Origin of the sequence: Exiguobacterium sp. s123 (assembly GCF_018617075.1) — a bacterium.
Classification (GTDB): Bacteria; Bacillota; Bacilli; order Exiguobacteriales; family Exiguobacteriaceae; genus Exiguobacterium; species Exiguobacterium profundum.
The window spans coordinates 636,916-663,838 of record NZ_JACSJL010000001.1 but is presented as its reverse complement, the minus strand read 5'-3'; the positions used below and the strand labels follow the sequence as shown (position 1 = coordinate 663,838).

The window sequence follows — 26,923 nt, the reverse complement described above, 5'->3', positions numbered from 1 at the left end:
GATGGCTTATCAACTATTGATTAACTTTTTCTTGGCGTTCATCTGGATGTTCCTCACGGGATCGTTCACAACGAGCGGATTCTTCGTCGGGTATCTACTTGGCTTACTCATCTTGTTCATGATGCGCCGATTCTTTAAATCTAGTGGAGGCGGCTTTTACTTCACACGCGTCTGGCGTCTATTTAAACTGCTGCTCATCTTCATCCGTGAATTGTTCCTCGCGAACTTTGAGGTACTGCGTCTCGTCCTTAGTCCGAAGTTGAAAATCCAACCAGGGATTTTCCGCTATGAGACGTCGCTCGACAAAGGATGGAAAGTCAGCTTGCTCTCGATGCTGATCACGCTCACACCAGGGACGCTCGTCGTTCAGGTGTCAAAAGACAATTCCGTGCTCTATATCCACGCACTTAACATGCCGGATAAAGAAGCGTTACAAAAAGACATTTATGATAACTTTGAATCAAGCATTAAGGAGGCGACAGAGTGATGGATTTACTAGACATTCTCATCTACATCTCGCTCGCCATTCTCTTGCTTGCGATGTTGATGATGTTGTATCGTGTCGTCAAAGGACCGACGACGGCAGACCGAGTCATCGCGCTCGACTCCATCGGGATCGCGCTTATCTCGGTCGTCGCGTTACTATCGATTCTGCTCGATACGACTTTGTATTTTGAAGTCATCTTGCTACTCAGTATTTTGGCCTTCATCGGAACGGTGGCGTTCTCGAAATTCTTAGAGAGGGGAGAGATTATCCAACATGACCGCGACAATGATCTTTGATCTCATTACCGGCATCTTCACGATCATCGGCGTCTTCTTCACCGTCGTCGCCGCGATCGGTCTCATCCGTCTCCCAGATATTTATTCGAGAACACACGCTGCCTCAAAGAGTGCGACACTCGGTGTCATGTTCGTCCTCTTTGCAGCCGTCCTTCACGTATATGTCGATGAACGGGTGTTTGATGCAAGACTCTTGCTCGGTCTCTTCTTCGTCCTCTTGACAGCTCCTGTTGGGGGTCACCTCATCTCGCGTGCGGCGCACGCGAAAGGTGTTCCACTTTGGGAGAAGTCGTTACAAGACGCGCTGAAAGAAGACAAGGACAAAGGAATCGAATAAGTAAAAGACGGGATTCGCCACGAGGCGAGTCCCGTCTTTTGTTTAGATGAGATAGGTCAGGTCGGAGGCGGCGGTCGGATAGGCGACTTCTAAGTGCTTCACATGTTGATGCGACAGTTTGTTCTGTATAATGTAAGAGAACAGGTTGATAAGTTCTGGGGCATGATGACCAATCAAATGAGCCCCGATGACGTGCCCTTCTGCACTTAGTAACACTTTTGAATATGCGGTTGTGTCATTGATTCGTGAATAGGTGAGGAAGTGCGACATGTCCGTTTCTTTCACGTCGAAGTCAATGCCCTCAGCTTCCGCTTCCTCGACCGTAAGACCGACTTTGGCAATCGGTGGTGTCGCATAGACGATGGTCGGAGCCGGACGCTCAGGGAGTGACCTTGTATTCCCGTGAAGCATATTGAGTGCGGCGAGGCGCCCTTCCAGACCGGCGAATGGAGTGAGTTCGGGATTTGAACTGTTAGCGACGTCGCCTGCGGCGTATATATTTGGGTTACTTGTTTGCAGATGCTCGTTCACATGTACACCGCGATGATCAGCTGTGACACCTGCCGCTTCAAGCCGAAGTCGCTCGATGCTTGGAATTCGTCCTGTAGCGTTAAGGACAACTCCTTCTAGGGTAGAGTCATCTGATAACGTTAAGACGTTGCTATCGATTCGTATTGGCTCGACGTCATGTCGGACGGTGATGCCGATTCGCTTCGATTCTTCGATGAGCCGGTGGACGACGTTCGGGTCGAATGCCTTCAACGCATGTGAACGAATGAGGAGTGTCACGTCGCTTCCGAATCGTCGGAAGATATGGGCGAATTCAAAGGCGATATAGCCTCCCCCCACGATATGAATCGATTCAGGCAACGCGTCGAGGTCGAACACATCATCGCTCGTGATCGCCAGTTCGCCACCTGGGATATCGAGAGGGCGGGGCGTTTGACCCGTAGCGATTAAAAATTGATTGGCAGAGAGCTCGTGACCATCGATGACGATTGAATCCTCATCGATAAAGCGAGGCTCTCCCTGATATAAGTCTATGTTCATCTCATCCCAATGCTGTTTTTTGGATGTTGGGATAGAGAGGCGGTACTCATCAATCCGCTTTTTAAAGGACGACCAATCGAGTGACAGGCTTCCTTCGACGCCAAGCTCACGCATACGTTCCGTTCGGGCAAGGAGTTCTGCTCCTTCGGTAAGCATCTTCTTCGGGTCACATCCGCGTTGAGGACATGTTCCCCCGAACGTCCAATTCTCAATGATGGCGATCTCTTTACCGGCTTCGCGTAAAATGGAAGCGGCTTGACCCGCTGCGGAGCCGCTACCGACAATGATGACATCGTATCGTTTCATACTATAAAATCCTCCTCTGGCGAGATATCACACTCTTTTTCCCGTCCAGGAGGAAGCTAAACTGAGGTGAATGGAATTGAGTCATACCGACCACATTAAACATAAATTAGCGCTGCTCCCGGACGAGCCGGGTTGTTATCTGCATAAAAACGAATATGGTGAGGTCATCTATGTAGGGAAGGCGAAAAACCTCAAGAATCGGGTCCGTTCTTACTTCACGGGCGCACACGACATCAAGACGATGCGTCTCGTCGCAGAGATTCGTGACTTCGAGTACATCGTGACGGCGAGTGAACTCGAGGCGTTATTACTCGAAATGACGCTCATCAAAAAGCACGACCCGAAGTACAACATTCGCCTCAAAGACGACAAAACGTACCCATATATCAAGATTACGAACGAACCATATCCGCGTCTATTGACGACGCGGAAATTGAAAAAAGACGGCGGACATTACTTCGGACCGTATCCGAACGCCTATGCGGCGAACGAGACGAAACGTCTACTCGATAAACTGTATCCGCTGCGGAAATGTCAGCCGATGCCTAAGAAACTCTGTCTGTATTATCATATCGGGCAATGTTTAGGTCCTTGTGAGCTGGCGGTCGATACGGATTCGCAAAAAGAGATCGTCAATGAGATCCGGCGCTTCTTGAACGGGGAGACGGCTGAAACGCTCACGAAGCTGAACGTCGAGATGGGACGTGCCGCTGAGGATATGCAGTTCGAGCGGGCGGCTGAACTACGCGATCAAATTCGAGCAGTCGAATCGATTATGAACAAACAGAACATGATCACGGCCGACCCGACGGCCCGTGACGTCTTCGGCTATACGCTCGACCGAGGCTGGATGTGCGTCCAAGTATTCTATATGCGTGGCGGGAAGATGATTGAGCGAGATGTCTCGCTCTTCCCGATGCATGGAGAGCCTTCGGAAGAACTCGAAAGTTTCATCGTTCAGTTCTATGAACAAAACGTCGTGCCAAAAGAAATTCTCGTACCCGAGACGGTCCGGCTCGATTTACTGAATGACGCCATCGGAACGAAAGTGATGCAGCCGAAACGAGGGGCAAAGAAACAGTTGCTTGATTTAGCAACGAAGAATGCGACAATCGCCTTAAACGAGAAGTTCGAGTTGCTCGCCCGAGATGAAGAGCGGACGTTGCTCGCGATGCGTGAACTCGGGGAAGTAATCGGCATCCCCAACTTGTCACGTGTCGACATCATCGACAACGCGAACATCCAGGGGGCGGACGCCGTGTCGGCGCTCGTCGTCTTTGAAGACGGGAAGCCACTCAAAAAAGAATATCGGAAATACAAGATTCGGACGGTTCAAGGACCGGATGATTACGAGACGATGCGTGAAGTCGTCCGTCGACGATTCCGCCGTCTTTTGACGGAAGACAAGCGATTACCCGATCTCCTACTGATCGATGGGGGGATTGGACAATTAAACGCGGCGCTCGACGTCATCCAAAACGAGTTCGGGCTCGACTTGCCGGTTGGCTCGCTCAAAAAGGATGACCGACATCGAACGAGCCAACTGTTGTTCGGGGAAGGTGGGCGCGTTGTCGAGCTGCATCCACGCTCGAGCGCTTTTTATCTGTTGCAGCGGATGCAAGATGAGGTTCACCGTTTCGCCATCACGTTCCACCGCAGCTTACGGACGAAGAAGATGACGAAGTCGATCCTCGATGAAATTCCGGGTGTCGGTCCGAAACGCCGTCAACAGCTTATCCGCCATTTCGGGTCGATGAAACAAATCCGTCTGGCATCACTCGAACAATTGAAGGAAGCGGGATTGCCGGAAAAATTAGCGGAGACCGTGCTTCAGTACGTGCACGAGGAGACGGATGAATGAGACAGATTACGACAGACGTGGAGAATACAATCGCTTCATTCGTGAGAGCGATTGATGAATTTCTACCAACCGTTCAGCATATATATATTCATGGATCATTAGCGATGGGTGGTTTTCATCCGAAACGAAGTGATGTAGATTTGTTGCTCGTCGTATCAAACGCATTGACTCGGGAGGAACGACAAAAACTCATCGACTGCTGTCTCTCGTACTCCAACGAACCATATCCGCTCGAACTGAGCATCATGACGATGGCGCAGCTAAAAGATTGGTATCATCCAAGTCCTTTTGAGTTTCACTATAGTGAAGGGTGGCGTTCACGTTTTGAAGAAGCTAGTAGGGAAGAAAGAACCGAATTGCAACAAGGATTCACCGATCCTGATTTGGCGGCTCACGTCCAAGTGATTTTAGAGCGTGGTATCACATGGCGAGGGCAACCACTTCATAAACTCCTTTCTGGATTCGATTCAGCTCATTTTTCTGATGCGATTCGAGCGGATGCGCTCGATTGTCTTGACTCGATTGAAGAACAGACGGTGTATAGCGTATTGAACTTGATACGTGGCCTGGCCTATGAACAAGAACGTGTTCTGCTCTCAAAACAAGAAGCACTCCGTTGGTTAGTGAATAACGGACATTTTCCAGGAAATATTGTCGAAGTTGTTCGTAAGGCGACTCGGAGCTATGAAGGGGGAAGTGTGACGTTTCATCGACAAGAACTCAATGAATTCCGTCGCTACATGCGTCAACAACTTCAGCGGAAACAAAAATAAGAGTCGATGCGTTTGGCATCGACTCTTATTCGTAGTCGTCTTTTCGGTCTAGTTGGACGGTGATTTGGACAGCTTTTCGGGTTGGATCGGCATACCCTTCCGCGACGCACTGGAAACGACCTGCAATCTGTTCGGCTAAAAATCCGGCTTCAAGCTGATAGTATCCTGTCGCTTTGGCCTGAGTCGCAGGTGGTGGGATCAATTCATATGTAAACTTGCTCCCACGTTCCTTCTTGATTGTCAACTCGCCCCAACCTGCCTCTGCGAAGAAAGCAGTCAGTTCATCGTCGGACATCGTCGGGAATTTACGGGCGACCCGTTTTCCTGACCAATAGATGACTTGGGCGTAATCTTCGCCAAGCAAATCCGTCAACACATAGTCGCGAAGCAGTTCAATCGCGAAAATTGGTTGGCTCATCGTTTCCATTCTATCCCATCACTCCAATCTCTCTATATCATTATAACGACCAATTGGAATTTGGTCATCCTGTATTTTTGAAAAGAATGTGGCACAAATCGGCTAGGTTGTCTTGTCATACAATTTTCACAAGAGTAGAATAGGAGACAGAAAGCTATATCTGCATTTGAAAACGCTTTTATTGACAATACGAGCCAATGCTCGTGAAAAGGGGGAACTAGAATGGCAGCGCATCGTGACTACTTCAGTCGTAAAGTCCATTCGCTACTTGGGGTCATTCCAATCGGTTTGTTCTTGATCGTCCATTTGTCGGTCAACTACTACATCGTCGATGGGGTGGAGTCATTCAACAAAGCAGCAAAATTCATGGGGAACTTACCGTATTTGTACTTCCTTGAAGTGACAATTATCGCATTGCCGATGATTTTCCACGGGGTGTACGGCGTGTACTACGCGTTTCTCGGGTCAATCAACTCGAATCGCTATTCATACGCGCGCAACTGGTTGTATCTCTTCCAACGCTTCACAGGAGTTTTCCTCGTGATCTTCATCGCTTGGCACGTTTGGGAAACGCGTCTTGCGAAATTGCGCGGGGTAGAAGTCAATGCGGAGATGATGCAAAACATCGTCGACAACCCGCTCATGTTGATCTTCTACATAGTCGGAATCCTTTCGGCTACGTTCCACTTCGCGAACGGTCTTTGGTCGTTCTCGATCACGTGGGGTATCACACAGTCACCTCGTTCGCAACGTCTCATGAGCTACGTATCAGGTGTCGTGTTCTTGGCACTATCTTTTGTCGGCATCCGTTCGATTTTGACGTTTGCAGGCATCTTGTAATTAGGGGGAATTTTACATGGCAAATCAAAGTTTGATCGTCATCGGTGGCGGTCTAGCTGGACTCATGGCGACAATCAAGTCGGCAGAGATGGGTGTTCCGGTAAAACTATTCTCGCTTGTACCGGTCAAGCGTTCACATTCAGTTTGTGCCCAAGGTGGGATTAACGGGGCCGTCAACACGAAAGGGGAAGGTGACTCTCCATGGCAACACTTTGACGACACGGTCTACGGAGGCGACTTTCTCGCCAACCAACCGCCTGTCCAAAAGATGGCGGAGAATGCTCCGAAAATCATTCACATGTTCGACCGGATGGGCGTCATGTTCAACCGTACGCCAGAAGGTCTCTTAGACTTCCGTCGTTTCGGTGGAACGCTTCACCACCGTACGGCATACGCCGGAGCGACGACAGGACAGCAACTTCTCTATGCACTCGATGAGCAGGTTCGTCGTTACGAAGCGCAAGGTCTCGTCGAGAAGTATGAGGGCTGGGAGTTTCTTCGCGCCGTCATCGACGAAGAAGGCATCTGCCGCGGTGCGGTATGTCAAGATTTGCGCTCGATGGAAATTAAAGCGTTCCCATCGGACGCGGTCATCTTGGCGACAGGTGGCCCAGGGGTCATCTTCGGTAAGTCGACAAACTCGGTCATCAACACAGGACAAGCAGCGGCAGCGGTTTACCGCCAAGGCGCAGTTTACGCGAACGGGGAGTTCATCCAGATTCACCCGACGGCGATTCCAGGGGATGACAAACTTCGTCTCATGAGTGAGTCGGCTCGTGGAGAAGGTGGACGTGTCTGGACATATAAAGACGGGAAGCCGTGGTACTTCCTCGAAGAGAAATATCCAGCATACGGAAACCTCGTACCGCGTGACATCGCAACACGTGAGATCTTCGACGTATGTGTCAACCAAAAACTCGGCGTCAACGGCGAGAACATGGTCTACCTCGACTTGTCTCACAAAGACTCGAAAGAACTTGACATCAAACTTGGTGGAATCCTTGAAATCTACGAGAAATTCGTAGGCGACGACCCGCGTAAAGTACCGATGAAAATCTTCCCGGCAGTCCACTATTCGATGGGCGGACTATGGGTCGACTACGATCAGATGACGAACATCCCGGGTCTCTTCGCAGCCGGTGAATGTGACTACTCGATGCACGGTGCGAACCGTCTAGGTGCGAACTCTCTTCTTTCAGCCGTTCATGGCGGAATGGAAGCAGGGTCTGCGGCAGTCAACTACATGCGTGGTCTCGATCAAGCGACAGAAAGCGTTTCAGAAGCGCTCTTTAACTTCAACGAACGTGAAGAAATCGAGCGATTCAACAACATCCTTGCGATGGATGGAACAGAGAATGCGTATCAGATTCACCGTGAACTCGGTGAACTCATGACGGACAACGTCACAGTTGTTCGCTACAATGACAAACTTGAAGCGACCGACAAGAAAATCCAAGAATTGCGTGAACGTTTCCATAAGATTTCAGCTACGGATACGGCACGTTGGAGCAACCAAGGGGCATCGTTCATTCGACAACTCGACCACATGCTCGACCTCGCACGCGTCATCACACTTGGCGCGCTCAAGCGGGACGAGAGCCGTGGTGCCCATTACAAACCGGAGTTCCCGGAACGTAATGATGAGCAGTTCATGAAGACGACGATGGCACGTTACAAAGATGGGGAAGTCGATATCTCGTATGAAGACATCGATGTTTCGTTAATCCCGCCACGTAAACGGGATTACTCGAAGAAAGGGGCGAAGACGAAATGACGACGCCAATGCAATCTGAACAAAAAGACATCCGCTTCATCATTGAACGCCAAGATGGACCGGATCAAGCGACGTATACGGAAGAATTCACGGTACCATACCGTCCAAACATGAACGTCATCTCGGCATTGATGGAAATCCGCCGTAACCCGGTCAACGCGAACGGGGACAAGACGACACCAATCAACTGGGACATGAACTGTCTTGAAGAAGTATGTGGTGCCTGTTCGATGATTATCAACGGGAAGCCGCGCCAGTCGTGTACGGCACTCGTCGATAAACTCGAGCAACCGATTCGTCTTGCACCGATGAAGACGTTCCCGGTCATCCGTGACCTTCAAGTCGACCGTCAACGCATGTTCGACGCGTTGAAAAAAGTGAAGGCATGGGTTCCAATCGATGGCACATACGACCTCGGTCCAGGACCGCGTATGCCGGAGAACAAACGTCAATGGGCGTACGAACTATCGAAATGTATGACATGTGGTGTTTGTCTTGAAGCGTGTCCGAACGTGAACGACAAATCGGACTTCATCGGTCCAGCGGCGATTTCGCAAGTCCGACTCTTCAACTCACATCCAACAGGTGCCTTCCACGCGGAAGACCGCCTCGAAGCACTCATGGAAGACGGCGGCATCATGCAATGCGGAAACGCACAAAACTGTGTCGAAGTTTGTCCGAAGGGCATCCCGCTCACGACGTCAATCGCTTCGATGAACCGTCAAACGACGCTTCACTCGTTCAAACAGTTCTTCGGTAGTGACAAAGGTCGCACCGGTTCTGCGGTCGAGGCGTAAGCGAGCCGATGACCAAGTACTTTCGAGAGCCAGGTTGGGAAACACGTGTCAAAGCAGGTGTCGCGCTCGATGTGAAAGTCCGCTTTTCGGAGTGCGACCCGTATGGTCACATGAACAACACAATTCCGTTCATCTATTTCGAAGATGCCCGGATCGAGTTGTTAGAGGCGACAGGATTCTCTTTAAAGGACGGATTCGTCGTCGTCGCCGATGCGCAATGTGACTATGTTCGACAAGTCATGCCACGTCAACAGCTGACTGTGCATGCCAATATCTTGACGGTCGGAAACACTTCATGTGATATTCATTACGGGGCATATGACGGAGAGCAACTCCTTTTCGCCGGACGGACAAGCCTCGTTCATTTAACGAAGGAAGGTCGTCCTACGGAATGGACTCCGGAATATAAAAACCGCTTGCAGAATTTTTGCGAATCCGCTATCATTTGATAATGAGTTCACAAACAAAAAATATTCTGCTGGTTCGCCTGTAGAATTGAATTTTGAAGGGAGACCATCATCTCATGGAAAAAACGTTCACAGTCGTTGCTGATTCAGGAATTCACGCTCGTCCAGCTACTCAGTTGGTTAACACAGCTTCTAAGTTCCAATCAGACATCAACCTCGAGTACAATGGTAAAACAGTTAACTTGAAGTCGATCATGGGTGTACTTTCACTCGGTATCGCAAAAGATTCTACAATCAAGATCACTGCTGAAGGTGAAGATGCAGAAGAAGCAATCAACACGCTTTCTGACATGCTCACTAGCGAAGGTCTTGCTCAGTAATTCGGGTAAGGGACGAGGCGCCACTGGCGACCTCGTCTTTTTTTGTCATGGGAACGTTTCTTTTTCCGTCCGAGGTTTTTTGGTAAGATAGGTGAGAATGGAAGTGATGAAAATGAAACGAGCGATTGGAGTCCTCGATTCAGGAGTCGGCGGGTTGACGGTAGTCAAAGAATTGATGCGCCAACTCCCTAAAGAAGAGATCGTCTATATCGGAGATACTGAGCGCTGTCCGTACGGGCCGCGTCCGCACGATGAGATTGAAGCATATACATGGGAATTGATTGAATTTTTATTGAAGAAAGACGTTAAAATGATTGTCATCGCCTGTAATACGGCGACAGCGGTCGTATTGAAGGAGGCGCGCAAACGTCTCGACATCCCGGTCATCGGTGTCATCGACCCGGGTGCCCGCGCGGCTGTCAAAGGAACGCGCAACAAGCATATCGGTGTCATCGGTACGAAGATGACGATTGAGAGCGGTTCATATGAGAAGGCGTTACGTCACGTGGCAGGTGAGGTCGATGTGTATTCACTCGCGTGCCCACCGTTCGTCCCGCTCGTAGAGGCTGGAGAAGTGTCTGGAGAGCGCGTGCGTCAAGTTGTGGATGAAACACTTCGTCCACTTCAGCCATCCGAGATGGATACGTTGATTCTCGGTTGTACGCATTACCCACTCCTTGCCCCAGTCATTCAAGATGTAGTCGGACCGGACGTCCACCTCATCTCATCAGGTGACGAGACTGCGCTTGAAGTGGCTGCGATGCTCGATTATCAGGAACTTGAAAACGGGTTGGATGCAGTCCCGGCACATGCCTTCTATGCGACGGGTGATATCGAACTATTTGACCGACTCGCGAGCGAATGGCTCGGGCGTCCGGTTCATGCGGAGAAAGTCGAGGTGACCGGCATTGCGTGATACGAGACGATTTGATGAACTGCGCGCAGTCGAGATTGTGCCGCACGTGAACAAACATGCGGAAGGGTCCGTATTGATTTCAATCGGCGATACGAAAGTCATTTGTACCGCGACTGTGGAAGAGCGGGTACCGAATTTCCTTCGCGGAAAGAAGCAAGGGTGGATCAATGCAGAATATGCGATGCTACCACGGGCGACGGGAGACCGTACTGTCCGGGAATCGGTACGTGGAAAACAATCGGGACGAACGATGGAGATTCAGCGTCTGATTGGCCGGTCGCTCCGCTCTGTCGTGGACTTAGAACGTCTCGGTGAACGGACGATTTGGGTCGACTGCGACGTCATTCAAGCGGATGGTGGGACTCGGACGGCTTCCATCACAGGTGGCTTTTGTGCGCTCGTGTTGGCCGTCGACCGCTTGATTCGCCAAGGGAAACTTGAAGATACACCGATTAAAGAAGGGGTGGCCGCAATTTCGGTCGGGCGAACGAACGAGCTTGTCTTAGACTTGGATTACCTAGAAGACGCTGCGGCAGAGGTCGATATGAATGTCGTCATGACGGCAAGCGGTCGGTTCGTCGAAGTACAAGGTACAGGGGAAGAGGCGACGTTCACGCTACAAGAGATGAACGAGATGCTCGCGCTCGCGCAACACGGTATCGAATCATTATTTAAGACGGCGGAAGCGGCACTCGGTGCTTCTTGGTGGTACGTCGGAGAACGTTCGGAGGAGACATTATGAAGTTGATCATCGCGACACACAATCCTGGAAAAGTGGAAGAACTCGAAGGAATGCTGACGCCGCTCGGGTTCGAGGTCGAATCACTACTCGACTATCCGGATGCACCAGAGACGGAAGAGACCGGCACGACGTTTGAAGAGAACGCGGCGTTAAAAGCGACGGAGGCGGCAGCTTATTTTGGACATGCCGTTCTGGCGGACGACTCCGGTCTTGAAGTCGACGCACTTGACGGGGCACCGGGAGTATATTCAGCCCGCTTTGCAGGTCCAGAAAAGTCAGACGAGGCAAACAATGCGCTTCTTCTTGAAAAATTGAACGGAGAAACGAATCGTACGGCTCGTTTCGTCTGTGCGCTCTGTCTCGCAAAACCGAGCGGAGAGACGTTGACCGTTCGTGGAACGATCGAAGGGACAATCGGTTATTCCCCACAAGGCGAAAATGGCTTCGGATACGATCCACTCTTTATCGTCCCATCGCTTCATAAGACAGCGGCAGAGTTGGAACGTGACGAGAAGGCGGTCGTCAGCCACCGTGGACAGGCACTACGAAAACTGGAGGCAGAAATCATACCATTCATGAAAGGATGAAGCTTATGCGTTTTCTAATAGTGAGTGATAGTCATGGTTTGACCGAAGAATTGACAACGATTTTTGAACGACATGAGGCGGAAATTGATGACGCGTTCCATTGCGGGGATTCACAGCTCGCCCTTGTCGATGAACATTTGTTACCTTATCGAACGGTTCGGGGGAATTGTGATTTCGGTGGAGATCTTCCCCTCGAACGCATCGAGACGACGGATGCCGGTACGATTTTAATCGTTCACGGGCACCATCATGACGTCAAATTCGATTTGAACCGTCTACGGTATCGAGCGGAAGAAGTGGGAGCGAATGTCGTCTTGTTCGGTCACTCGCATGTGGCGGGTGCGTTGATCGAGGACGGGGTTGTCTACATCAACCCAGGTTCGATTCGCATGCCGCGAGGACGAACGGACAAAACGTATGCGTTACTCGATCTCGAAGCAGGGGAAGCAACAGTGCGTTTCTATCGTTCAGAAGACGGTTCTCACGTCGAAGACTTGGACATCTCAGGAAAACTATGAGTTTGGAATGGGAAATCGATTGACAGGAAACCATTTTTCTATTATAGTTTTCATGTCAATGTCCCAATAGCTCAGCAGGATAGAGCAACGGCCTTCAAGACAAATAGGAGCCTTTATAGGGAAACAGAAACCTATAAAGTGGACGACACTATATCGGTGAAGCCTTAACAGATGATGCTGATGGTAATACCGAGGAAACTTACGATCTCTTAAGGAGTGATGTTTTATGTATCATCACACAAAAAGTAAGGGAGATTTAGGTGTTTTAAAGGCTCAAGTAGATTTATATCAAAAAGGGTTTATGATTTTGTTCCCTGCAACTGAACATGCACCGTTTGACTTAGTTGTTTACAAAGACAACCAGTTTAAACGGATTCAAGTTAAGTACAGAGAACTAAACACAAACGGGGTTCTAAATGTTCGGTTTCGTTCAAGCTATAGTACCGCGAGTGGAGTTCAGACGCGGTTTATAAACAAAGATGAAATTGATGTATACTGTGTATATTGTCCACAGACTGATACCTGTTATTACTTTGAACCGAATCTTTTTGAAAAATCTATTTCATTGAGGGTAAAAATACCAAAGAATAATCAAAAGCAAAATATTCTTTTTGCAGATGATTATCGTGAGGTTCCGTAGAGACTACACGTGTCGCACCTGAAACGGTGAAGATATAGTCCAGACTACAAACAACACGATGTTGGTGACGAAAGTCATGGTGGTAAGCTAAGCCGTCGGTCGGGGGTTCGAATCCCTCTTGGGACGCTTCCATTAAAATAGAGACGCTCTCTACGGAGAACGTCTCTTTTTTCATTTTCCGGGAAATCGATTGACAAGGAATCGCGTCCTAACGGAAGATGAAGGGGAATGGAAGAGAGGGTGAGGGAAGATGGAGAAGGAAAAGGATCAGGACTATCCGTTCCCTGGGAATTGGGCGCGTCTGCATAAGATGATTCAGGAGGCAGATGCTTCTGGGGAACGACAGCGGATCGAACCGATTTTATGGGATTGGTATCAGACGATTCCAGGTGACCCGTTTATTTTCATGGAAATCTTCCAATGTGCAATGGAACGGCCGGACGACCCAGAGACACTCGAGAAGCTGCAGGAACTCGTCAGCATCCATATGTCCGAGGCGGAAGAACCGGCATCAGGAGGGTTGCAGATTGCGCAGTATTACATCATGCGTGACCAACCGTTTGAAGCGGCGCACTGGATCAACCAGTATCTCGAATGGCAGGACAAGAAGGATACGGTCAACACACAGGCACATCAGGTACTTCAAGTGTTGAAGATGACCGAGTTTCCGGCGGCAATTGCCAAGTTGAAACGAACGCTGACACGAGGGAGTACGGGGGAACAGATTGAAGCATTACAACATGTTCACTTTCAAATCGACCCGGTGCTCGACAATGTGCTACATGAACTGCTCGTGTCGGAGCGTCCGAAGCTCGTCAAACTGATCGTGTTGGAAAAAGCGTTCGCCGAACTAGATGTCATCGAATGGACGGATGGGGACATTTCGAACAAGATGACACGAACGGAAGCAAAAGCGCAGATTGAATCGTGGGAGAAGACAGTTTTTTCTCTTCAAAAATCAGTTGAAGGCGATGAGATCGGGACCCAGCTGTTGATGAATTACATGTATACGCATTATCCGTATGTGCCGGCCGAAAAAGCGGATGTGGAACAGGCGCTCGTACAGGCGAAACAAGCGATTTTACATGACGAACCGGTCGACGGTTTAGCCGCGGAGATTTTAGAGGCGGATCTTCGCTTTACACAGGCGTTATTAGACTAAATCCTTGTGTGCTTACCGAGGATTTATGCTATAATACGGATTGTTGTACATTTTTGTACGGTATAAACGAATTGTTGGAGGGACTTAGCATGACAGCAAAATGGGAAAAAACATCAGGTAGCCAAGGCGTACTCACGTACGAAGCTCCTGCAGAAGCTTTTGATAAAGCAGTTGACGCCGCATTTAAAACAGTCGTCAAAGACTTGAACGTGCCTGGCTTCCGTAAAGGGAAATTGCCACGCCCAATGTTCAACAAAATGTATGGAGAAGAAGCACTCTATCAAGATGCGCTCGACATTCTCTACCGCGACACGATCCAAGGTGCAGTTGAAGAAGCTGGTTTCGAACCAATCGCTCTCGAAAACATCGATGTAGACGGTACGCTCGAGAAAGGCAAACCAGTCGCTTTCAAAGTGACATTCGTGGTTGAGCCAGAAGCTGAGCTTGGCGAATACAAAGGCCTCGAGTACGAAGCTGTTTCAACTGAAGTAACAGAAGACGAAGTAACAGCAGAACTTGAAGCACTTCAACAGCAAGGCGCAGAACTAGCTGTTAAAGAAGGTGCAATCGAAAACGGCGATACAGCTGTCTTTGATTTCGCAGGTTTCGCTGACGGTGAGCAGTTCGAAGGCGGCACAGCTGAGAACTACACACTCGAAATCGGTTCTGGTCAATTCATCCCAGGATTCGAAGAGCAAATGATCGGCATGACTGCTGGTGAAGAAAAAGACGTTGAAGTAACATTCCCTGAAGAGTACCACGCTGAAAACTTGGCGGGTAAACCAGCGACATTCAAAGTCAAACTTCACGAAGTCAAAACAAAACAAGTTCCTGAACTCGACGACGAGTTTGCAAAAGACATCGACGAGTCTGTTTCGACACTCGACGAGTTGAAAGCAAGCATCCGTGAGCGTTTAGAAGCTGGTAAGAAACAAGAAGCTGAAGGTACAATGCGCGACCAACTCGTAGAGCAGGCAACTGCTAACGCGACAATCGACGTACCGGAAGTTCTCGTTGAACAAGAAGTAGACCGCATGGTACAAGAGTTCGGTTCACGTGTATCTTCACAAGGAATCGACCTTAACATGTACTTTGAGCTCACTGGTACTTCTGAAGAAGCAATGCGCGAAGAGATGAAAGAGCAAGCTGAAGAGCGCGTAAAAGCTCGTCTCGTCTTGAAAGCAATCGCTGACAAAGAAGCAATCGAAGTATCTGACGAAGATGCTGAGAAAGAGCTTGAAGAAATGTCTAAACTTTACAACATCGCACCGGACCAACTCCGTACGATGCTCGCTCCGCAAGGTGGACTTGAGACACTTAAAGGTGACCTCAAATTCCGTAAAGCGATCGACATCCTCGTTGAAAACGGTAAAGCGAAGTAAGCTGATATTCGAAGGGACGACTGCCTAGCGGTCGTCCTTTTTTCTGTCACAGCACATTGCATGTGTAATTCTTTGAAGTCGTAATATGTTCATGCTACAATTATTTCAACGCAGAGATGTAAAATGTCTTTTCGCGGTGCATCGCACCAGAAAATTCAAATCGCGATTTATCGCACTTACATCCATTTTCACCACAGAAGGGGTGTATCGAATGTTCAAATTTAACGAGGAAAAGGGGCAACTCAAGTGCTCGTTTTGCGGAAAATCGCAAGAACAAGTTCGTAAGTTAGTCGCTGGACCAGGTGTATACATTTGCGATGAGTGTATCGAACTTTGTAATGAAATCGTTGAGGAAGAGCTCGGTGTAGAGGAAGAAGTCGAATTCAAAGACATTCCAAAACCACAAGAGATTCGTAACATCCTAGACGATTATGTCATTGGTCAAGACCGCGCCAAACGTGCGCTTTCAGTCGCTGTCTATAACCACTATAAACGGATCAACGCCGGCGGCCGTTCGGATGATGTCGAACTTGCGAAGTCGAACATCGTCATGATCGGACCAACTGGTAGCGGGAAGACGCTTCTCGCTCAGACGATGGCTCGCGTCTTGAACGTCCCATTCGCAATCGCAGATGCGACGAGCTTGACGGAAGCAGGTTACGTCGGAGAAGACGTAGAGAATATCTTGCTTAAATTGATTCAATCGGCTGACTATGATGTCGAGAAGGCTGAAAAAGGGATCATCTACATCGATGAGATCGATAAGATTGCCCGTAAGTCTGAAAACCCATCGATTACGCGTGACGTATCCGGTGAAGGCGTTCAGCAGGCGCTCCTTAAAATTCTTGAAGGCACGACAGCAAGCGTACCGCCACAAGGTGGACGGAAGCATCCGCATCAAGAATTTATCCAAATCGACACAACAAACATTCTCTTCATTGTCGGTGGCGCATTCGCCGGCATCGAATCGGTCGTCAAACGCCGAATCGGGAAGAAAGTCATCGGTTTCGGAAACGACCAAGAGAATCGCGAGTTGACGCAAGAGGACTTGCTCGCCCGCGCACTCCCTGAAGACCTTCAAAAATTCGGCTTGATTCCTGAGTTCATCGGACGTTTGCCAGTCATGGCGACGCTCACGACACTCGATGAGGAAGCGCTCGTTGAAATCTTGACGAAGCCGAAAAATGCTCTCGTCCGTCAGTACGAGAAAATGCTCGAGCTTGACGATGTCGAATTGACCTTCACAGACGAAGCATTGATCGAAATCGCCAAACTTGCGATCAAACGTAAGACTGGCGCGCGCGGTCTCCGCTCGATTATCGAAGAAATGATGCTCGATGTGATGTTCACTGTCCCATCGCGTGACGATATCGAGAAAGTCATCATCACGGATGAAACGATTACGGGTCTTGCCGGTCCGAAATACGTCCTTCGTGACGGTACTGTCGAACAGACAGGGGACAACAAAGAGACAGCATAATTTTTTAACGAAGAAGGCTCAAACACTCGGCACATCCGAGTTTTGGGCCTTTTTGCACAGGAGGCGTTGTATATGGAAAAATTACCAATCCTTCCTTTGCGAGGAGTCGTCGTATATCCGCTCATCGGTGTGACCATCGATGTCGGACGCCCGTTATCCCTTCGGGCGCTCCTTGCCGCAAAGGAGCATGAAACAGATTTGATTGTCGTGACACAGAAAGAAACAGGGAACGAGTCACCGGAACCGGAAGACTTATACACGGTTGGAACACGTGTCCACATCGCGAAGATGAGTGAACTGTCGAACGAGACGATTCGGGTTCGGATTGTCGGGAAAGAGCGTGTCCGTGTCGACTCGGTCGAATCGACAGATGAAGGATGGTTCGCCAACGTCGAACCACTTGAACTTGCTGAAGGAGAAGAGGTCGAACGTACGGCACTCGTCCGTCTGTTAAAAGAACAGTTCGGAAAACTTGTCGCAAACATTAAGGGCATGTCTCCAGATGAGCGTCGCCGTTTCGAGATGTATGAGCGACTTGAATCGCTCACGGACTATATCACATCAAAACTCGATGTCGACGTCGAACTTCGCCAAGCGATGCTTGAAGAAGCAGATGCGGTCAAACGAGGGCTTGAACTGCTTGAAATCATCGCACATGAGGTCGAAGTGATCGAACTCGAGCAAGAGATGCGCGAGCGGACGAAGAAGTCGATTGAGCAGTCACAGCGCGAGTATTACTTACGAGAACAGATGAAGACGATTCAACAAGAGCTCGGTGACCAGACGCAAGAGTCAGAACCGAACCGCCTTCGTGAGAAGTTAGAGGCGCTCGACTTGCCAGAGACGACGCGGAAGAACGTCATGCGTGAAGCGGAACGATTGAACGTCGTGCCGCAGACGTCTCCAGAGTATGCGGTCATCCGTAACTACCTCGACTGGGTCACTTCTCTTCCATGGGGCATTGAGACGGAAGACAAGCTTGACGTGAAACATGCGGCAGACGTCCTTGACGATGACCATTACGGCTTGGAGTCGGTCAAAGACCGAATCCTCGAATACCTGGCCGTCCGTCAGTTGACGAACTCGCTTCGTGGACCAATCCTCTGTCTCGCCGGACCTCCAGGGGTCGGGAAGACGTCACTCGCCCGCTCCATCGCGTCGGCGCTTGAACGTCACTTCGTTCGCGTCTCGCTCGGAGGGGTTCGTGATGAGGCGGAAATCCGCGGGCACCGTCGTACGTATATCGGTGCGATGCCAGGACGGATCATCCGTGGGCTGAAGCAAGCGGAAAGCAAAAATCCGGTCTTCTTGCTCGATGAGATCGACAAGATGGCTTCTGACTTCAGAGGGGACCCGGCGTCCGCGATGCTAGAAGTGCTCGACCCAGAACAAAACGTCTCCTTCTCGGACCACTACATCGAAGAACCGTTCGATTTGTCGAACGTTCTCTTTATCGCAACTGCGAATGATGTCTCACAAATCCCAGCACCGCTTCTTGACCGGATGGAATTGATTCAAATCGGTGGATACACGGAGCTTGAGAAAGTAGAGATCGCGAAGCGTCACTTGGTGCCGAAACAGTTGACAGAGCACGGATTGAAGAAGAGTCAGTTGACGATTAAAGAAGATGCGCTCTATGAAGTCGTCCGTCGTTACACACGTGAAGCCGGCGTCCGGAACTTAGAACGCGTCATCGGATCACTCTGCCGAAAAGCCGCGAAACAAATCGCCATCGGGGAGAAGAAACGGGTCACGATTTCGAAAAAGGCGATCATCACGTATCTCGGGAAGCCGAAGTATCGCTACGGAAAAGGGGAGACCGAGGACTCCATCGGTGCGGTGACAGGCCTTGCCTACACGGCGTTTGGTGGCGACACGCTCACAATCGAAGTGGCGCTCGCTCCAGGGAAAGGCAAACTTCAGTTGACGGGTAAACTTGGTGATGTGATGCAGGAGTCGGCACAAACAGCATATAGCTATGTCCGTGCAAACGCAGAGCGGTTCGGGATTGACCCGACGTTCTATGAGCGACAAGACATTCACATTCACGTGCCAGAGGGTGCCGTGCCAAAAGACGGACCGTCGGCCGGCATCACGATCGCGACAGCCTTGATTTCCGCATTGACCGGGAAGAAAGTCCATCGCGACGTCGGGATGACAGGTGAGATCACACTCCGTGGACGTGTTTTGCCGATCGGCGGATTGAAAGAAAAAGCGCTCGCTGCTCATCGGGCCGGGTTGACGACCATCGTCATTCCGAAAGATAATGAGCGAGACATCGATGATATTCAAGAGACGGTTCGTGAGAAATTGACGTTCGTTCCCGTGACGACACTCGATGAAGTACTAGATGTAGCATTTGGAGGAAATTAAATGAAGATCAACAAAGCAGAGTTTGTGACGAGTGCCGTCGCGCCAGACCATTACCCGGTCCATGAATTGCCGGAAGTGGCACTTGCCGGGCGGTCGAACGTCGGGAAATCGTCGTTCATCAATAAGATTTGCCAACGGAAGGCGCTCGCACGGACGTCTTCGAAACCAGGGAAGACACAGACCCTCAACTTCTTCAACATCAATGATGAGATCATGTTCGTTGACGTTCCGGGATACGGATATGCGAAAGTCTCGAAGACGGAACGTGAGAAGTGGGGCGTCATGATGGAACAGTATTTGACGAGTCAAGAGGCGCTTCGCGGCGTCGTCTTACTCGTCGATATCCGTCATGATCCGACGGGTGACGATGTGACGATGTACAACTTTTTGAAACATTATGAGATTCCGGTCATCGTTGTGGCGACGAAACTCGATAAAATCAAGAAGAGTCAGCGTCAAAAACATGAGGCGGCGGTGAAACGCAAGCTTCAATTCGATCCATCTGACCGTTTTGTCGCCTTCTCAGCCGAGACGGCAGAAGGAAAAGACGAGGCATGGAAAGCGATTTACGCACTCATCACTGAAGGCGAATAAGGAGAAGGCGAAGGGATTCCTTCGCCTTTTTGTTTTTGTCAGCCCGCAAGCGGGTAATTATCGTATAATCATAGTTAGTACATAGTCATCATTGTAAACGAGGTGGAGAAATGCAACGCATGTTTGAAAACAAATGGTATCGCGCCCTCTTTTGGACGCTGACCATCTTTTTAGTCATTTGGGTCGGGACACAGATCTCATTCGTGTTTGAACCGATTCAAGTCATCTTGGCACTCGTCACGGTTCCGCTTATTGTGGCCGGACTCTTCTTTTATTTTCTGGTCGGGATTGTCGATTTCTTAGAGAAACGCTTAAAAGGGAAGAGAACGCTAGCTGTAGCCATCACACTGATCGGACTCGTGCTTATTTTTACACTTGTCTTCAGTATTCTCGGACCGGTTTTAGGCGAACAAATCACGTCGCTCGTCAACTCTATGCCGAGTATCGCAAAAGAACTTCAGAAACAGGCGTTCGCTGTCCGTGACACGTTGCTACAAAATGAGTTCTTTGCACGCTTCATGGCAGAAAATGACGAGATGTTCCGTAACTTGACGACGAACATCACGTCGTACTTAGGTGATTTGTTCGGAAATATCGCCTCGTCATTTGGGCAAGTCGTTGGTTTCGTGACGTCAGCGGTTATCACGATTGTCGTCATCCCGTTCATGCTCCTTTACATGTTACTCGACGGGAAACGTTTACCAGACGCTATCGTCAAACTCTTACCCTCGAGCTATGAGAAAGAGACGCGTCACATCTTGCATGACATGCACGAGACGGTGCGGAGCTACGTCAACGCTCAGTTGCTCGTCGCATTCTTCGTTGGAATCACGTCACTGATCGGTCTATGGATCGTCGGTGTAGATTATGCCATCTTGCTCGCACTCTTCATGATGGTAACAAATATCATCCCTTACGTTGGACCGTTCCTAGGGGCTGCACCGGCAGTGGTCGTGGCATTCATTCAAGATCCAATCAAGGTATTATGGGTCATCGTTGTCATCATCGTCGTGCAACAGATTGAGTCGAACGTCATCTCGCCACTCATTCAAGGGAAGTCGTTAAAAGTACACCCGCTCACGATCATCATCGTCTTGCTCGTAGCCGGGAATTTGGCTGGTATCATCGGAATGCTCATCGCTGTACCGTTTTATGCGGTCGCCAAAACGGTTGTCCAGAATATCGTTCGCATCTATAAATTACGAGAACGAGAACATTATTTGGACAAAGAGGAACCTGAGAGTTCGATCATCACGGACCCGAACTCTCCAAATCCATAAGAAGAAAGGGTAGGAATGGAGTTTCGCCATTTCTACTTCTTTTTGTCACAAAAAGTTCTTATTTTATTTTAGGAAAATCAAACAGAAGATTATAGTTACCAGATAAGAACTGTTATAATGTACGGTAGAGATTGAAATAAAGAAGAGATAACCGTCGGTGGATTTTAGATGAGGGGAAGAGATACATGCATATTGTCGTCGTTGGACTAAATAACAAGACAGCCCCTGTCGCGATTCGGGAGCAGTTCTCGTTTGGGGAGCAAGAAATCGTGGATGCGATGATTGCACTTCGCGAAGAGAAGAGCATTTTCGAGTCGGTTATTTTGTCTACGTGTAACCGGACAGAGCTGTACGTCGTGACAGATCAACTCCATACTGGACGTTATTACACGAAACGTTTCTTGGCGAACTGGTTCAACTTAGAGATGGAGCAGTTCACACCATACTTGTCGATTCGAGAAGGGGAAGAGGCGATTCGCCACTTGTTCCGTGTCACGTCGGGCCTCGACTCGATGATCATCGGGGAAACACAAATTTTAGGTCAAGTGAAGACGAGTTTCTTCCGTGCCCAGGAGCATGGAACGACAGGAACGGTCTTCAACAAATTATTCAAAGAAGCGGTTACACTCGCCAAGCGCGCCCATACGGACACGCAAATTGGGGAAATGTCTGTATCGGTCAGTTCGGCTGCCGTGACGCTCGCACAAGAGATGTATCAACAGCTTGAAGACAAACAAGTCGTCGTCGTCGGAGCCGGTGAGACGGGTGAATTGACGACACTCAACTTATTTGAAGCTGGTGCGAAACAAATCGCTGTCTTCAACCGGACGGAGAGCAAAGCAAAAGCTGTAGCGGATAAGTTCAAAGGCCGTGCCCATTCGATTCGTGAGATCGCATGTGGATTACTTGATGCAGATATTTTGATTAGTTCGACCGGGGCGAAGGATGCCGTCATTGGATACGACGATGTAGCGGCTGCGCAGTTGCTGCGCCGCGAACGTCCGCTTCTTCTCATTGACATCGCTGTGCCGCGAGATATCGATCCAGCGGTCGCGACACTTCCGGGTGTGCATTTGTTCGATGTCGATGATTTGAATGGAATCGTAAACAAAAATCTTGAAGCGCGTCTCGTCGAGGCTGAAAAGATTGAAATGAAAATCGATGAAGCGATTCAAGAGTTCCAAACATGGCTCATCACGCTTGGTGTCGTGCCAATCATGAACGAGTTGCGTGCTCGTGCCCTTGATATTCAAGAAGATACGATGACGAGTCTTGAGCGTAAGCTCGACCATTTGTCAGCACGAGACAAGAAAGTCATCGGGAAGCACATGAAGTCGATCATCAATCAAATGCTTCGTGACCCGATTGACTACATTAAAGATGCAGCGGCTCAACCGGACGCGAACGTTCGAATCGCTCAATTCATCGAGACGTTCGGACTTGATGTCGAGTTGCCGGAACAACCTGTAGACGAAGTGGAAGAAACAGATGCCACTTCTGCCAAAGCACCACTTCGCGCATTGATGCGCTAACAAGACAAAAAGGCGACGCGTGTCGCCTTTTTCTATGAAGGAGAGATTGAACATGCGGAAAATCATTGTCGGCTCACGCCGTTCCCAACTCGCCATGACTCAAACAAAATGGGTCATCGAGCAGTTGAAGCAAGCTGGAGCAAAGAACGAGTTCGAGATTAAAGAAATCGTGACGAAAGGTGACCAAATCGTCGACGTGCAATTGTCGAAAGTCGGTGGGAAAGGGTTGTTCGTCAAAGAGATTCAACAACAGATGCTCGATGGGGACATCGATTTCGCCGTACACAGCATGAAAGACGTTCCGGCCGAACTACCAGAAGAACTCTATATTAGCTGCATGCCGAAACGTGTCGATGCGCGTGACGTCCTCATCTGTGAGAACGGCTACACGTTCGAGACGCTTCCAAAAGGTTCGATTGTCGGAACGAGCTCACTCCGTCGTGGTGCTCAAATTTTGGCAGCCCGTCCTGACCTTGAGATTCAATGGATTCGTGGAAACATCGACACGCGTCTGAAGAAGTTAGACTCCGAGAACTACAATGCCATCTTGCTCGCGAAAGCCGGACTTGAACGGATGGGGTGGACAGATCGTGTCGACTTCGAAGCGCTTGACCCGGACGTCATGGTACCTGCTGTCGGACAAGGCGTACTCGCCATCGAGAGCCGCAAGGACGACGCAGAAGTGACGGCAGTGCTTCAATTGTTGCATGATGAAGTGACAGCGAAAGCGGCTACAGCAGAGCGCACCTTCTTAAAAGCGATCGAAGGAAGTTGTCACGTACCGGTCGGCGGTTATGCGACGGTCGACGGTGACGACGTGACACTGACAGGTCTCATCGCGTCAGTGGACGGGAAAGAAGTGCTTCGCGTGACGAAGACGTCAACGGACGGAATCGCACTCGGAATGGACGTCGCAGAAGAATTGCTCGGTCGTGGCGGGCGTGAAATCCTCGCCTCGGTCAATGAGTGACGTTTGGTACACGGGAACGAAACGAATGACCGCTTCGCAACGGGCACGGCTCGAGGCGAGCGGTCTTTCCGTTCATCATGTCCCGCTCATTCAGACGAGAGAGACGTATACACCGCCACCCGTGGAACGATTCGATTGGCTCGTCGTCACGAGTCAAAACGCGGTGCAAGCCCTTCGGAATCTGACGCGTGACGTCAAGGTCGCCGCTGTCGGGGAGAAGACGAAGCGGGCGCTTGAAGCGGAGGGCTTTACCGTCTCGCTCATGCCGGAGACGTATACGGGTGAGGCGCTTTTTGAGCAGTTATCTGACGTTGTTTCGACCGATGATGTCGTCTTGTTTGCACGTGGCAATTTGGCGAACACGTCCCATATGTCGATGCTGCCTTGCGTGTATGACTGGGTCGTCTATGAGACGATTCCAATCCGATTGACCTCGGACCAACAACAACAACTCGAGACGGTGAAGGCGTTACTCGTCTTGAGTCCGTCGGCCGTCGATGCGCTCACACCATACTTGTCCCACTTCAACGGGACGTGGTACGCCATTGGCGAAGTGACCGAACGCGCTGTCCGACAAGTGTCGACGTTACCGGTACGAGTGCCAGAATGTTATACTATGGATGCATTAATACAGTGTGTAGGGGAGGATTTTTCATGAACCAGTTTGACCGTCACCGTCGTCTTCGCTCATCGAAGTCGATGCGTGCCCTCGTACGTGAAAATCATGTTCGAAAAGAAGATTTGATTTACCCGCTCTTCATCATTGAAGGGACTAACATTAAACGTGAAGTCAGCTCGATGCCTGGCGTCTTCAATTATTCACTTGACCGACTCGAAGAAGAGATTAAAGAAATCGTCGACCTCGGTCTCCAATCTGTGCTCTTGTTCGGTGTGCCGGAACATAAAGACCCAGAAGGCAGTGAAGCGTATCATGACCACGGCATCGTCCAAGAAGCGATTCGTAAAGTGAAAGAGTGGGCGCCACAGCTCACGGTCATCGCCGATACGTGCCTTTGTGAGTACACGTCGACAGGTCATTGTGGTCTCGTGAAAGATGGGGACGTCGATAACGACGCATCACTTCCACTTCACGTCCAGACAGCCATTACGCAAGCACAAGCGGGTGCCGATATCATCGCACCGAGTTCGATGATGGACGGATTCGTCACAGCTATCCGCGAAGGTCTCGACCAGAACGGATTTAGCCACATTCCAATCATGAGCTACGGTGTCAAATATGCATCAGCCTATTACGGACCGTTCCGTGACGCAGCCCAATCGGCTCCTGGAGAAGGCGACCGTAAAGGGTATCAGATGGACCCGGCGAACCGTCGTGAGGCGTTCCGTGAGTCACAATCGGACGTGGAACAAGGTGCCGACTTCATGATCATCAAACCGGCTCTCGCGTTCATGGACATCATCCGTGACATGCGCGACTCACTCGATATGCCGATTGTGGCATATAACGTGAGCGGAGAGTATGCGATGATCAAAGCCGCGTCACTCAACGACTGGGTCGACGAAGAACGCATCGTCATGGAGACAATGGTCGGATTCAAACGTGCCGGTGCCGATCTCATCGTCACGTATTTCGCAAAAGACGTCTGTCGCTATTTGGAAGGAGACTACGCATGACATACAATCAAACGCGCTCACAAGAAGCGTTCGAACAAGCCCGTCCTCTCATGCCAGGCGGTGTCAACAGCCCGGTCCGTGCCTACAAATCGGTCGGGATGACGCCAATCTTCGCCGAACGCGGTGAAGGCTCACGCGTCTATGACATCGACGGCAACGAATATATCGATTACGTCCTCTCATGGGGACCACTCATCCTCGGTCACCGCGACCCGGTCGTCACGAAAGCGATCCAAGAACAAGCTGAAAAAGGCTGGACGTTCGGGACACCGACCGAGCTTGAGACGAAGATGGCAGAACTCGTCATCGATCGTGTCCCATCGATCGAGATGGTCCGTATGGTCAACTCAGGAACGGAAGCGACGATGGCGGCACTTCGCCTCGCACGCGGCTACACAGGGAAGACGAAGATTTTGAAGTTCGAAGGATGCTATCACGGACACGGGGACTCGCTTCTCATCAAAGCCGGGTCTGGTGTCGCGACGCTCGGTCTCCCGGACTCTCCAGGCGTACCGAAAGAACTCGCAAGCCATACGCTCACGGTTCCGTACAATGACTTGGACGCAGTCCGCGTCGCCTTTGAGAAATACGGAGACGACCTCGCTGGTGTCATCGTCGAACCGGCCGCAGGAAACATGGGCTTCGTGCCACCACAACCAGGATTCCTCGAAGGACTCCGCGAGATCACGGAACAAAACGGCGCGCTTCTCATCTTTGATGAGGTCATGACGGGCTTCCGTGTCGGGTACAACTGTGCACAAGGGTACTTCGGTGTCACACCGGACCTCACATGTCTCGGGAAAGTCATCGGCGGCGGACTTCCGGTCGGCGCTTACGGTGGGAAACGTGAAATCATGGAACAGATTGCACCACAAGGTCCAATCTATCAAGCTGGGACGCTCTCGGGTAACCCACTTGCGATGATTGCCGGTTACACGACACTCTCGCAACTCAAACCGGAGCACTACGCCGAGTTCGAGCGTAAAGCAGACCGTCTCGCGGAAGGCTTCACGCAAGCAGGCGAGAAATACAACATCCCACACGACACGAACCGCGCTGGCTCGATGTTCGGTTTCTTCTTCACGAACGAGAAAGTGACGAACTTCGAGAAAGCGAAGTCGGCAAACCTCGAGATGTTCCGCTCTTACTATCAGAAGATGGCGGCGCGCGGCGTCTTCTTGCCACCGTCACAGTTCGAAGGATTGTTCCTCTCGACGGCTCATACGGACGAGGATATCGAGAAGACGATCGCAGCGGTCGAGGCGACGTTCAAGGAGCTTCAAGAAGAGTTTTCACTCTAATCTTGACTGCTGACGTTTCTGTCGCTACAATTATTTAACAGATACGATGAATGGCTTTGATGAGGAGTAGTACGCATCCTCCATT

28 protein-coding genes and 1 other annotated feature (1 of these 29 cut by a window edge) are annotated in these 26,923 nt (G+C 50.2%); of the genes, 26 read left to right on the top strand and 2 right to left on the bottom strand.

Annotated features, from left to right (window positions below; all coding sequences use genetic code 11):
- Nucleotide 1 precedes the first annotated feature (1 nt).
- The 3 genes from KNO72_RS03435 to mnhG are packed head-to-tail and all read left to right on the top strand — an operon-like array spanning nt 2 to nt 1,120.
- Nucleotides 2–487: a Na+/H+ antiporter subunit E gene (locus tag KNO72_RS03435; protein WP_015881095.1), complete on the top strand. Its 486-nt coding sequence runs from the start codon at nt 2–4 to the stop codon at nt 485–487.
- Nucleotides 487–783, top strand: a complete 297-nt coding sequence (locus KNO72_RS03430; protein WP_026826530.1) for a Na(+)/H(+) antiporter subunit F1 — start codon at nt 487–489, stop codon at nt 781–783. Before KNO72_RS03435 ends, KNO72_RS03430 begins: the two co-directional genes overlap by 1 nt.
- Nucleotides 761–1,120 carry a monovalent cation/H(+) antiporter subunit G gene (gene mnhG, locus KNO72_RS03425; RefSeq protein WP_015881097.1) on the top strand — a complete coding sequence of 120 codons (360 nt, stop codon included), beginning with the start codon at nt 761–763 and terminating at the stop codon, nt 1,118–1,120. Before KNO72_RS03430 ends, mnhG begins: the two co-directional genes overlap by 23 nt.
- 42 nt (nt 1,121–1,162) lie before the next feature.
- On the opposite strand, the gene KNO72_RS03420 is transcribed toward mnhG, so the two are convergent.
- Nucleotides 1,163–2,476 carry a dihydrolipoyl dehydrogenase family protein gene (locus KNO72_RS03420; RefSeq protein ID WP_214757230.1) on the bottom strand — a complete coding sequence of 438 codons (1,314 nt, stop codon included), beginning with the start codon at nt 2,474–2,476 and terminating at the stop codon, nt 1,163–1,165.
- Nucleotides 2,477–2,546: 70 nt separating this feature from the next.
- On the opposite strand from KNO72_RS03420, the gene uvrC reads away from it, so the two are divergent.
- Nucleotides 2,547–4,337, top strand: coding sequence for an excinuclease ABC subunit UvrC (gene uvrC / locus KNO72_RS03415; protein ID WP_214757228.1), 1,791 nt, complete (start codon nt 2,547–2,549; stop codon nt 4,335–4,337).
- Nucleotides 4,334–5,110 carry an aminoglycoside adenylyltransferase domain-containing protein gene (locus KNO72_RS03410; RefSeq protein ID WP_214757226.1) on the top strand — a complete coding sequence of 259 codons (777 nt, stop codon included), beginning with the start codon at nt 4,334–4,336 and terminating at the stop codon, nt 5,108–5,110. The genes uvrC and KNO72_RS03410 overlap by 4 nt, the downstream gene beginning before the upstream one ends.
- A 25-nt stretch (nt 5,111–5,135) precedes the next feature.
- Here the strand turns inward: KNO72_RS03410 and KNO72_RS03405 are convergent, their stop codons facing one another.
- Nucleotides 5,136–5,528: a YslB family protein gene (locus KNO72_RS03405; protein ID WP_230233887.1), complete on the bottom strand. Its 393-nt coding sequence runs from the start codon at nt 5,526–5,528 to the stop codon at nt 5,136–5,138.
- A gap of 222 nt (nt 5,529–5,750) precedes the next feature.
- On the opposite strand from KNO72_RS03405, the gene KNO72_RS03400 reads away from it, so the two are divergent.
- The 21 genes from KNO72_RS03400 (at nt 5,751) to hemL (ending at nt 26,838) form a co-directional block, all read left to right on the top strand.
- Nucleotides 5,751–6,368: a succinate dehydrogenase cytochrome b558 subunit gene (locus KNO72_RS03400; protein ID WP_074032764.1), complete on the top strand. Its 618-nt coding sequence runs from the start codon at nt 5,751–5,753 to the stop codon at nt 6,366–6,368.
- A 16-nt stretch (nt 6,369–6,384) separates the two neighbouring features.
- Nucleotides 6,385–8,142, top strand: coding sequence for a succinate dehydrogenase flavoprotein subunit (gene sdhA, locus KNO72_RS03395; protein WP_214757224.1), 1,758 nt, complete (start codon nt 6,385–6,387; stop codon nt 8,140–8,142).
- 8 nt (nt 8,143–8,150) lie between these two features.
- Nucleotides 8,151–8,939: a succinate dehydrogenase iron-sulfur subunit gene (sdhB, locus tag KNO72_RS03390; protein WP_193343274.1), complete on the top strand. Its 789-nt coding sequence runs from the start codon at nt 8,151–8,153 to the stop codon at nt 8,937–8,939.
- Nucleotides 8,940–8,947: 8 nt separating this feature from the next.
- The gene (locus tag KNO72_RS03385; RefSeq protein ID WP_074032771.1) at nt 8,948–9,388 is read left to right on the top strand and encodes an acyl-CoA thioesterase; all 441 of its coding nucleotides are present in this window, start codon (nt 8,948–8,950) and stop codon (nt 9,386–9,388) included.
- A 74-nt stretch (nt 9,389–9,462) separates the two neighbouring features.
- Nucleotides 9,463–9,726 (top strand): phosphocarrier protein HPr, encoded by a 264-nt coding sequence (locus tag KNO72_RS03380; RefSeq protein ID WP_015881106.1) that lies wholly within the window; start codon nt 9,463–9,465, stop codon nt 9,724–9,726.
- A gap of 112 nt (nt 9,727–9,838) precedes the next feature.
- A complete protein-coding gene (racE, locus tag KNO72_RS03375; RefSeq protein WP_275059971.1) occupies nt 9,839–10,642 on the top strand; it encodes a glutamate racemase in 804 nt (267 codons plus the stop codon).
- Nucleotides 10,635–11,384 carry a ribonuclease PH gene (rph, locus tag KNO72_RS03370; RefSeq protein ID WP_214757222.1) on the top strand — a complete coding sequence of 250 codons (750 nt, stop codon included), beginning with the start codon at nt 10,635–10,637 and terminating at the stop codon, nt 11,382–11,384. The genes racE and rph overlap by 8 nt, the downstream gene beginning before the upstream one ends.
- On the top strand, nt 11,381–11,971 hold the full coding sequence (locus KNO72_RS03365; protein WP_214757220.1) for an XTP/dITP diphosphatase: 591 nt from the start codon (nt 11,381–11,383) through the stop codon (nt 11,969–11,971). Before rph ends, KNO72_RS03365 begins: the two co-directional genes overlap by 4 nt.
- Nucleotides 11,972–11,976: 5 nt before the next feature.
- Nucleotides 11,977–12,489, top strand: coding sequence for a metallophosphoesterase family protein (locus KNO72_RS03360; RefSeq protein ID WP_015881110.1), 513 nt, complete (start codon nt 11,977–11,979; stop codon nt 12,487–12,489).
- A 226-nt stretch (nt 12,490–12,715) separates the two neighbouring features.
- Complete coding sequence (locus KNO72_RS03355) at nt 12,716–13,129, top strand: group I intron-associated PD-(D/E)XK endonuclease (protein WP_078146531.1); 414 nt, start codon at nt 12,716–12,718, stop codon at nt 13,127–13,129.
- Nucleotides 13,130–13,379: 250 nt separating this feature from the next.
- Nucleotides 13,380–14,291, top strand: a complete 912-nt coding sequence (locus KNO72_RS03350; protein ID WP_214757218.1) for a hypothetical protein — start codon at nt 13,380–13,382, stop codon at nt 14,289–14,291.
- A gap of 89 nt (nt 14,292–14,380) precedes the next feature.
- On the top strand, nt 14,381–15,673 hold the full coding sequence (gene tig, locus KNO72_RS03345) for a trigger factor (RefSeq protein WP_015881112.1): 1,293 nt from the start codon (nt 14,381–14,383) through the stop codon (nt 15,671–15,673).
- Nucleotides 15,674–15,884: 211 nt separating this feature from the next.
- Complete coding sequence (clpX, locus tag KNO72_RS03340) at nt 15,885–17,153, top strand: ATP-dependent protease ATP-binding subunit ClpX (RefSeq protein ID WP_015881113.1); 1,269 nt, start codon at nt 15,885–15,887, stop codon at nt 17,151–17,153.
- A 72-nt stretch (nt 17,154–17,225) separates the two neighbouring features.
- The gene (gene lon / locus KNO72_RS03335) at nt 17,226–19,526 is read left to right on the top strand and encodes an endopeptidase La (RefSeq protein WP_214757216.1); all 2,301 of its coding nucleotides are present in this window, start codon (nt 17,226–17,228) and stop codon (nt 19,524–19,526) included.
- Nucleotides 19,527–20,120, top strand: a complete 594-nt coding sequence (gene yihA, locus KNO72_RS03330; protein ID WP_015881115.1) for a ribosome biogenesis GTP-binding protein YihA/YsxC — start codon at nt 19,527–19,529, stop codon at nt 20,118–20,120. It begins immediately after the preceding gene.
- 110 nt (nt 20,121–20,230) lie between these two features.
- Complete coding sequence (locus KNO72_RS03325) at nt 20,231–21,400, top strand: AI-2E family transporter (protein WP_078146535.1); 1,170 nt, start codon at nt 20,231–20,233, stop codon at nt 21,398–21,400.
- 185 nt (nt 21,401–21,585) lie between these two features.
- Nucleotides 21,586–22,932, top strand: coding sequence for a glutamyl-tRNA reductase (hemA, locus tag KNO72_RS03320; protein WP_074037529.1), 1,347 nt, complete (start codon nt 21,586–21,588; stop codon nt 22,930–22,932).
- Between the two features lie 52 nt (nt 22,933–22,984).
- Nucleotides 22,985–23,902 (top strand): hydroxymethylbilane synthase, encoded by a 918-nt coding sequence (gene hemC / locus KNO72_RS03315; protein WP_078146536.1) that lies wholly within the window; start codon nt 22,985–22,987, stop codon nt 23,900–23,902.
- A 25-nt stretch (nt 23,903–23,927) separates the two neighbouring features.
- Nucleotides 23,928–24,560 carry a uroporphyrinogen-III synthase gene (locus KNO72_RS03310; RefSeq protein WP_078146537.1) on the top strand — a complete coding sequence of 211 codons (633 nt, stop codon included), beginning with the start codon at nt 23,928–23,930 and terminating at the stop codon, nt 24,558–24,560.
- Nucleotides 24,557–25,537, top strand: coding sequence for a porphobilinogen synthase (gene hemB / locus KNO72_RS03305; protein ID WP_078146538.1), 981 nt, complete (start codon nt 24,557–24,559; stop codon nt 25,535–25,537). The genes KNO72_RS03310 and hemB overlap by 4 nt, the downstream gene beginning before the upstream one ends.
- The gene (hemL, locus tag KNO72_RS03300) at nt 25,534–26,838 is read left to right on the top strand and encodes a glutamate-1-semialdehyde 2,1-aminomutase (protein WP_031421390.1); all 1,305 of its coding nucleotides are present in this window, start codon (nt 25,534–25,536) and stop codon (nt 26,836–26,838) included. Before hemB ends, hemL begins: the two co-directional genes overlap by 4 nt.
- A gap of 47 nt (nt 26,839–26,885) precedes the next feature.
- Nucleotides 26,886–26,923, top strand: a binding site (T-box leader); it runs 184 nt beyond the window's last position.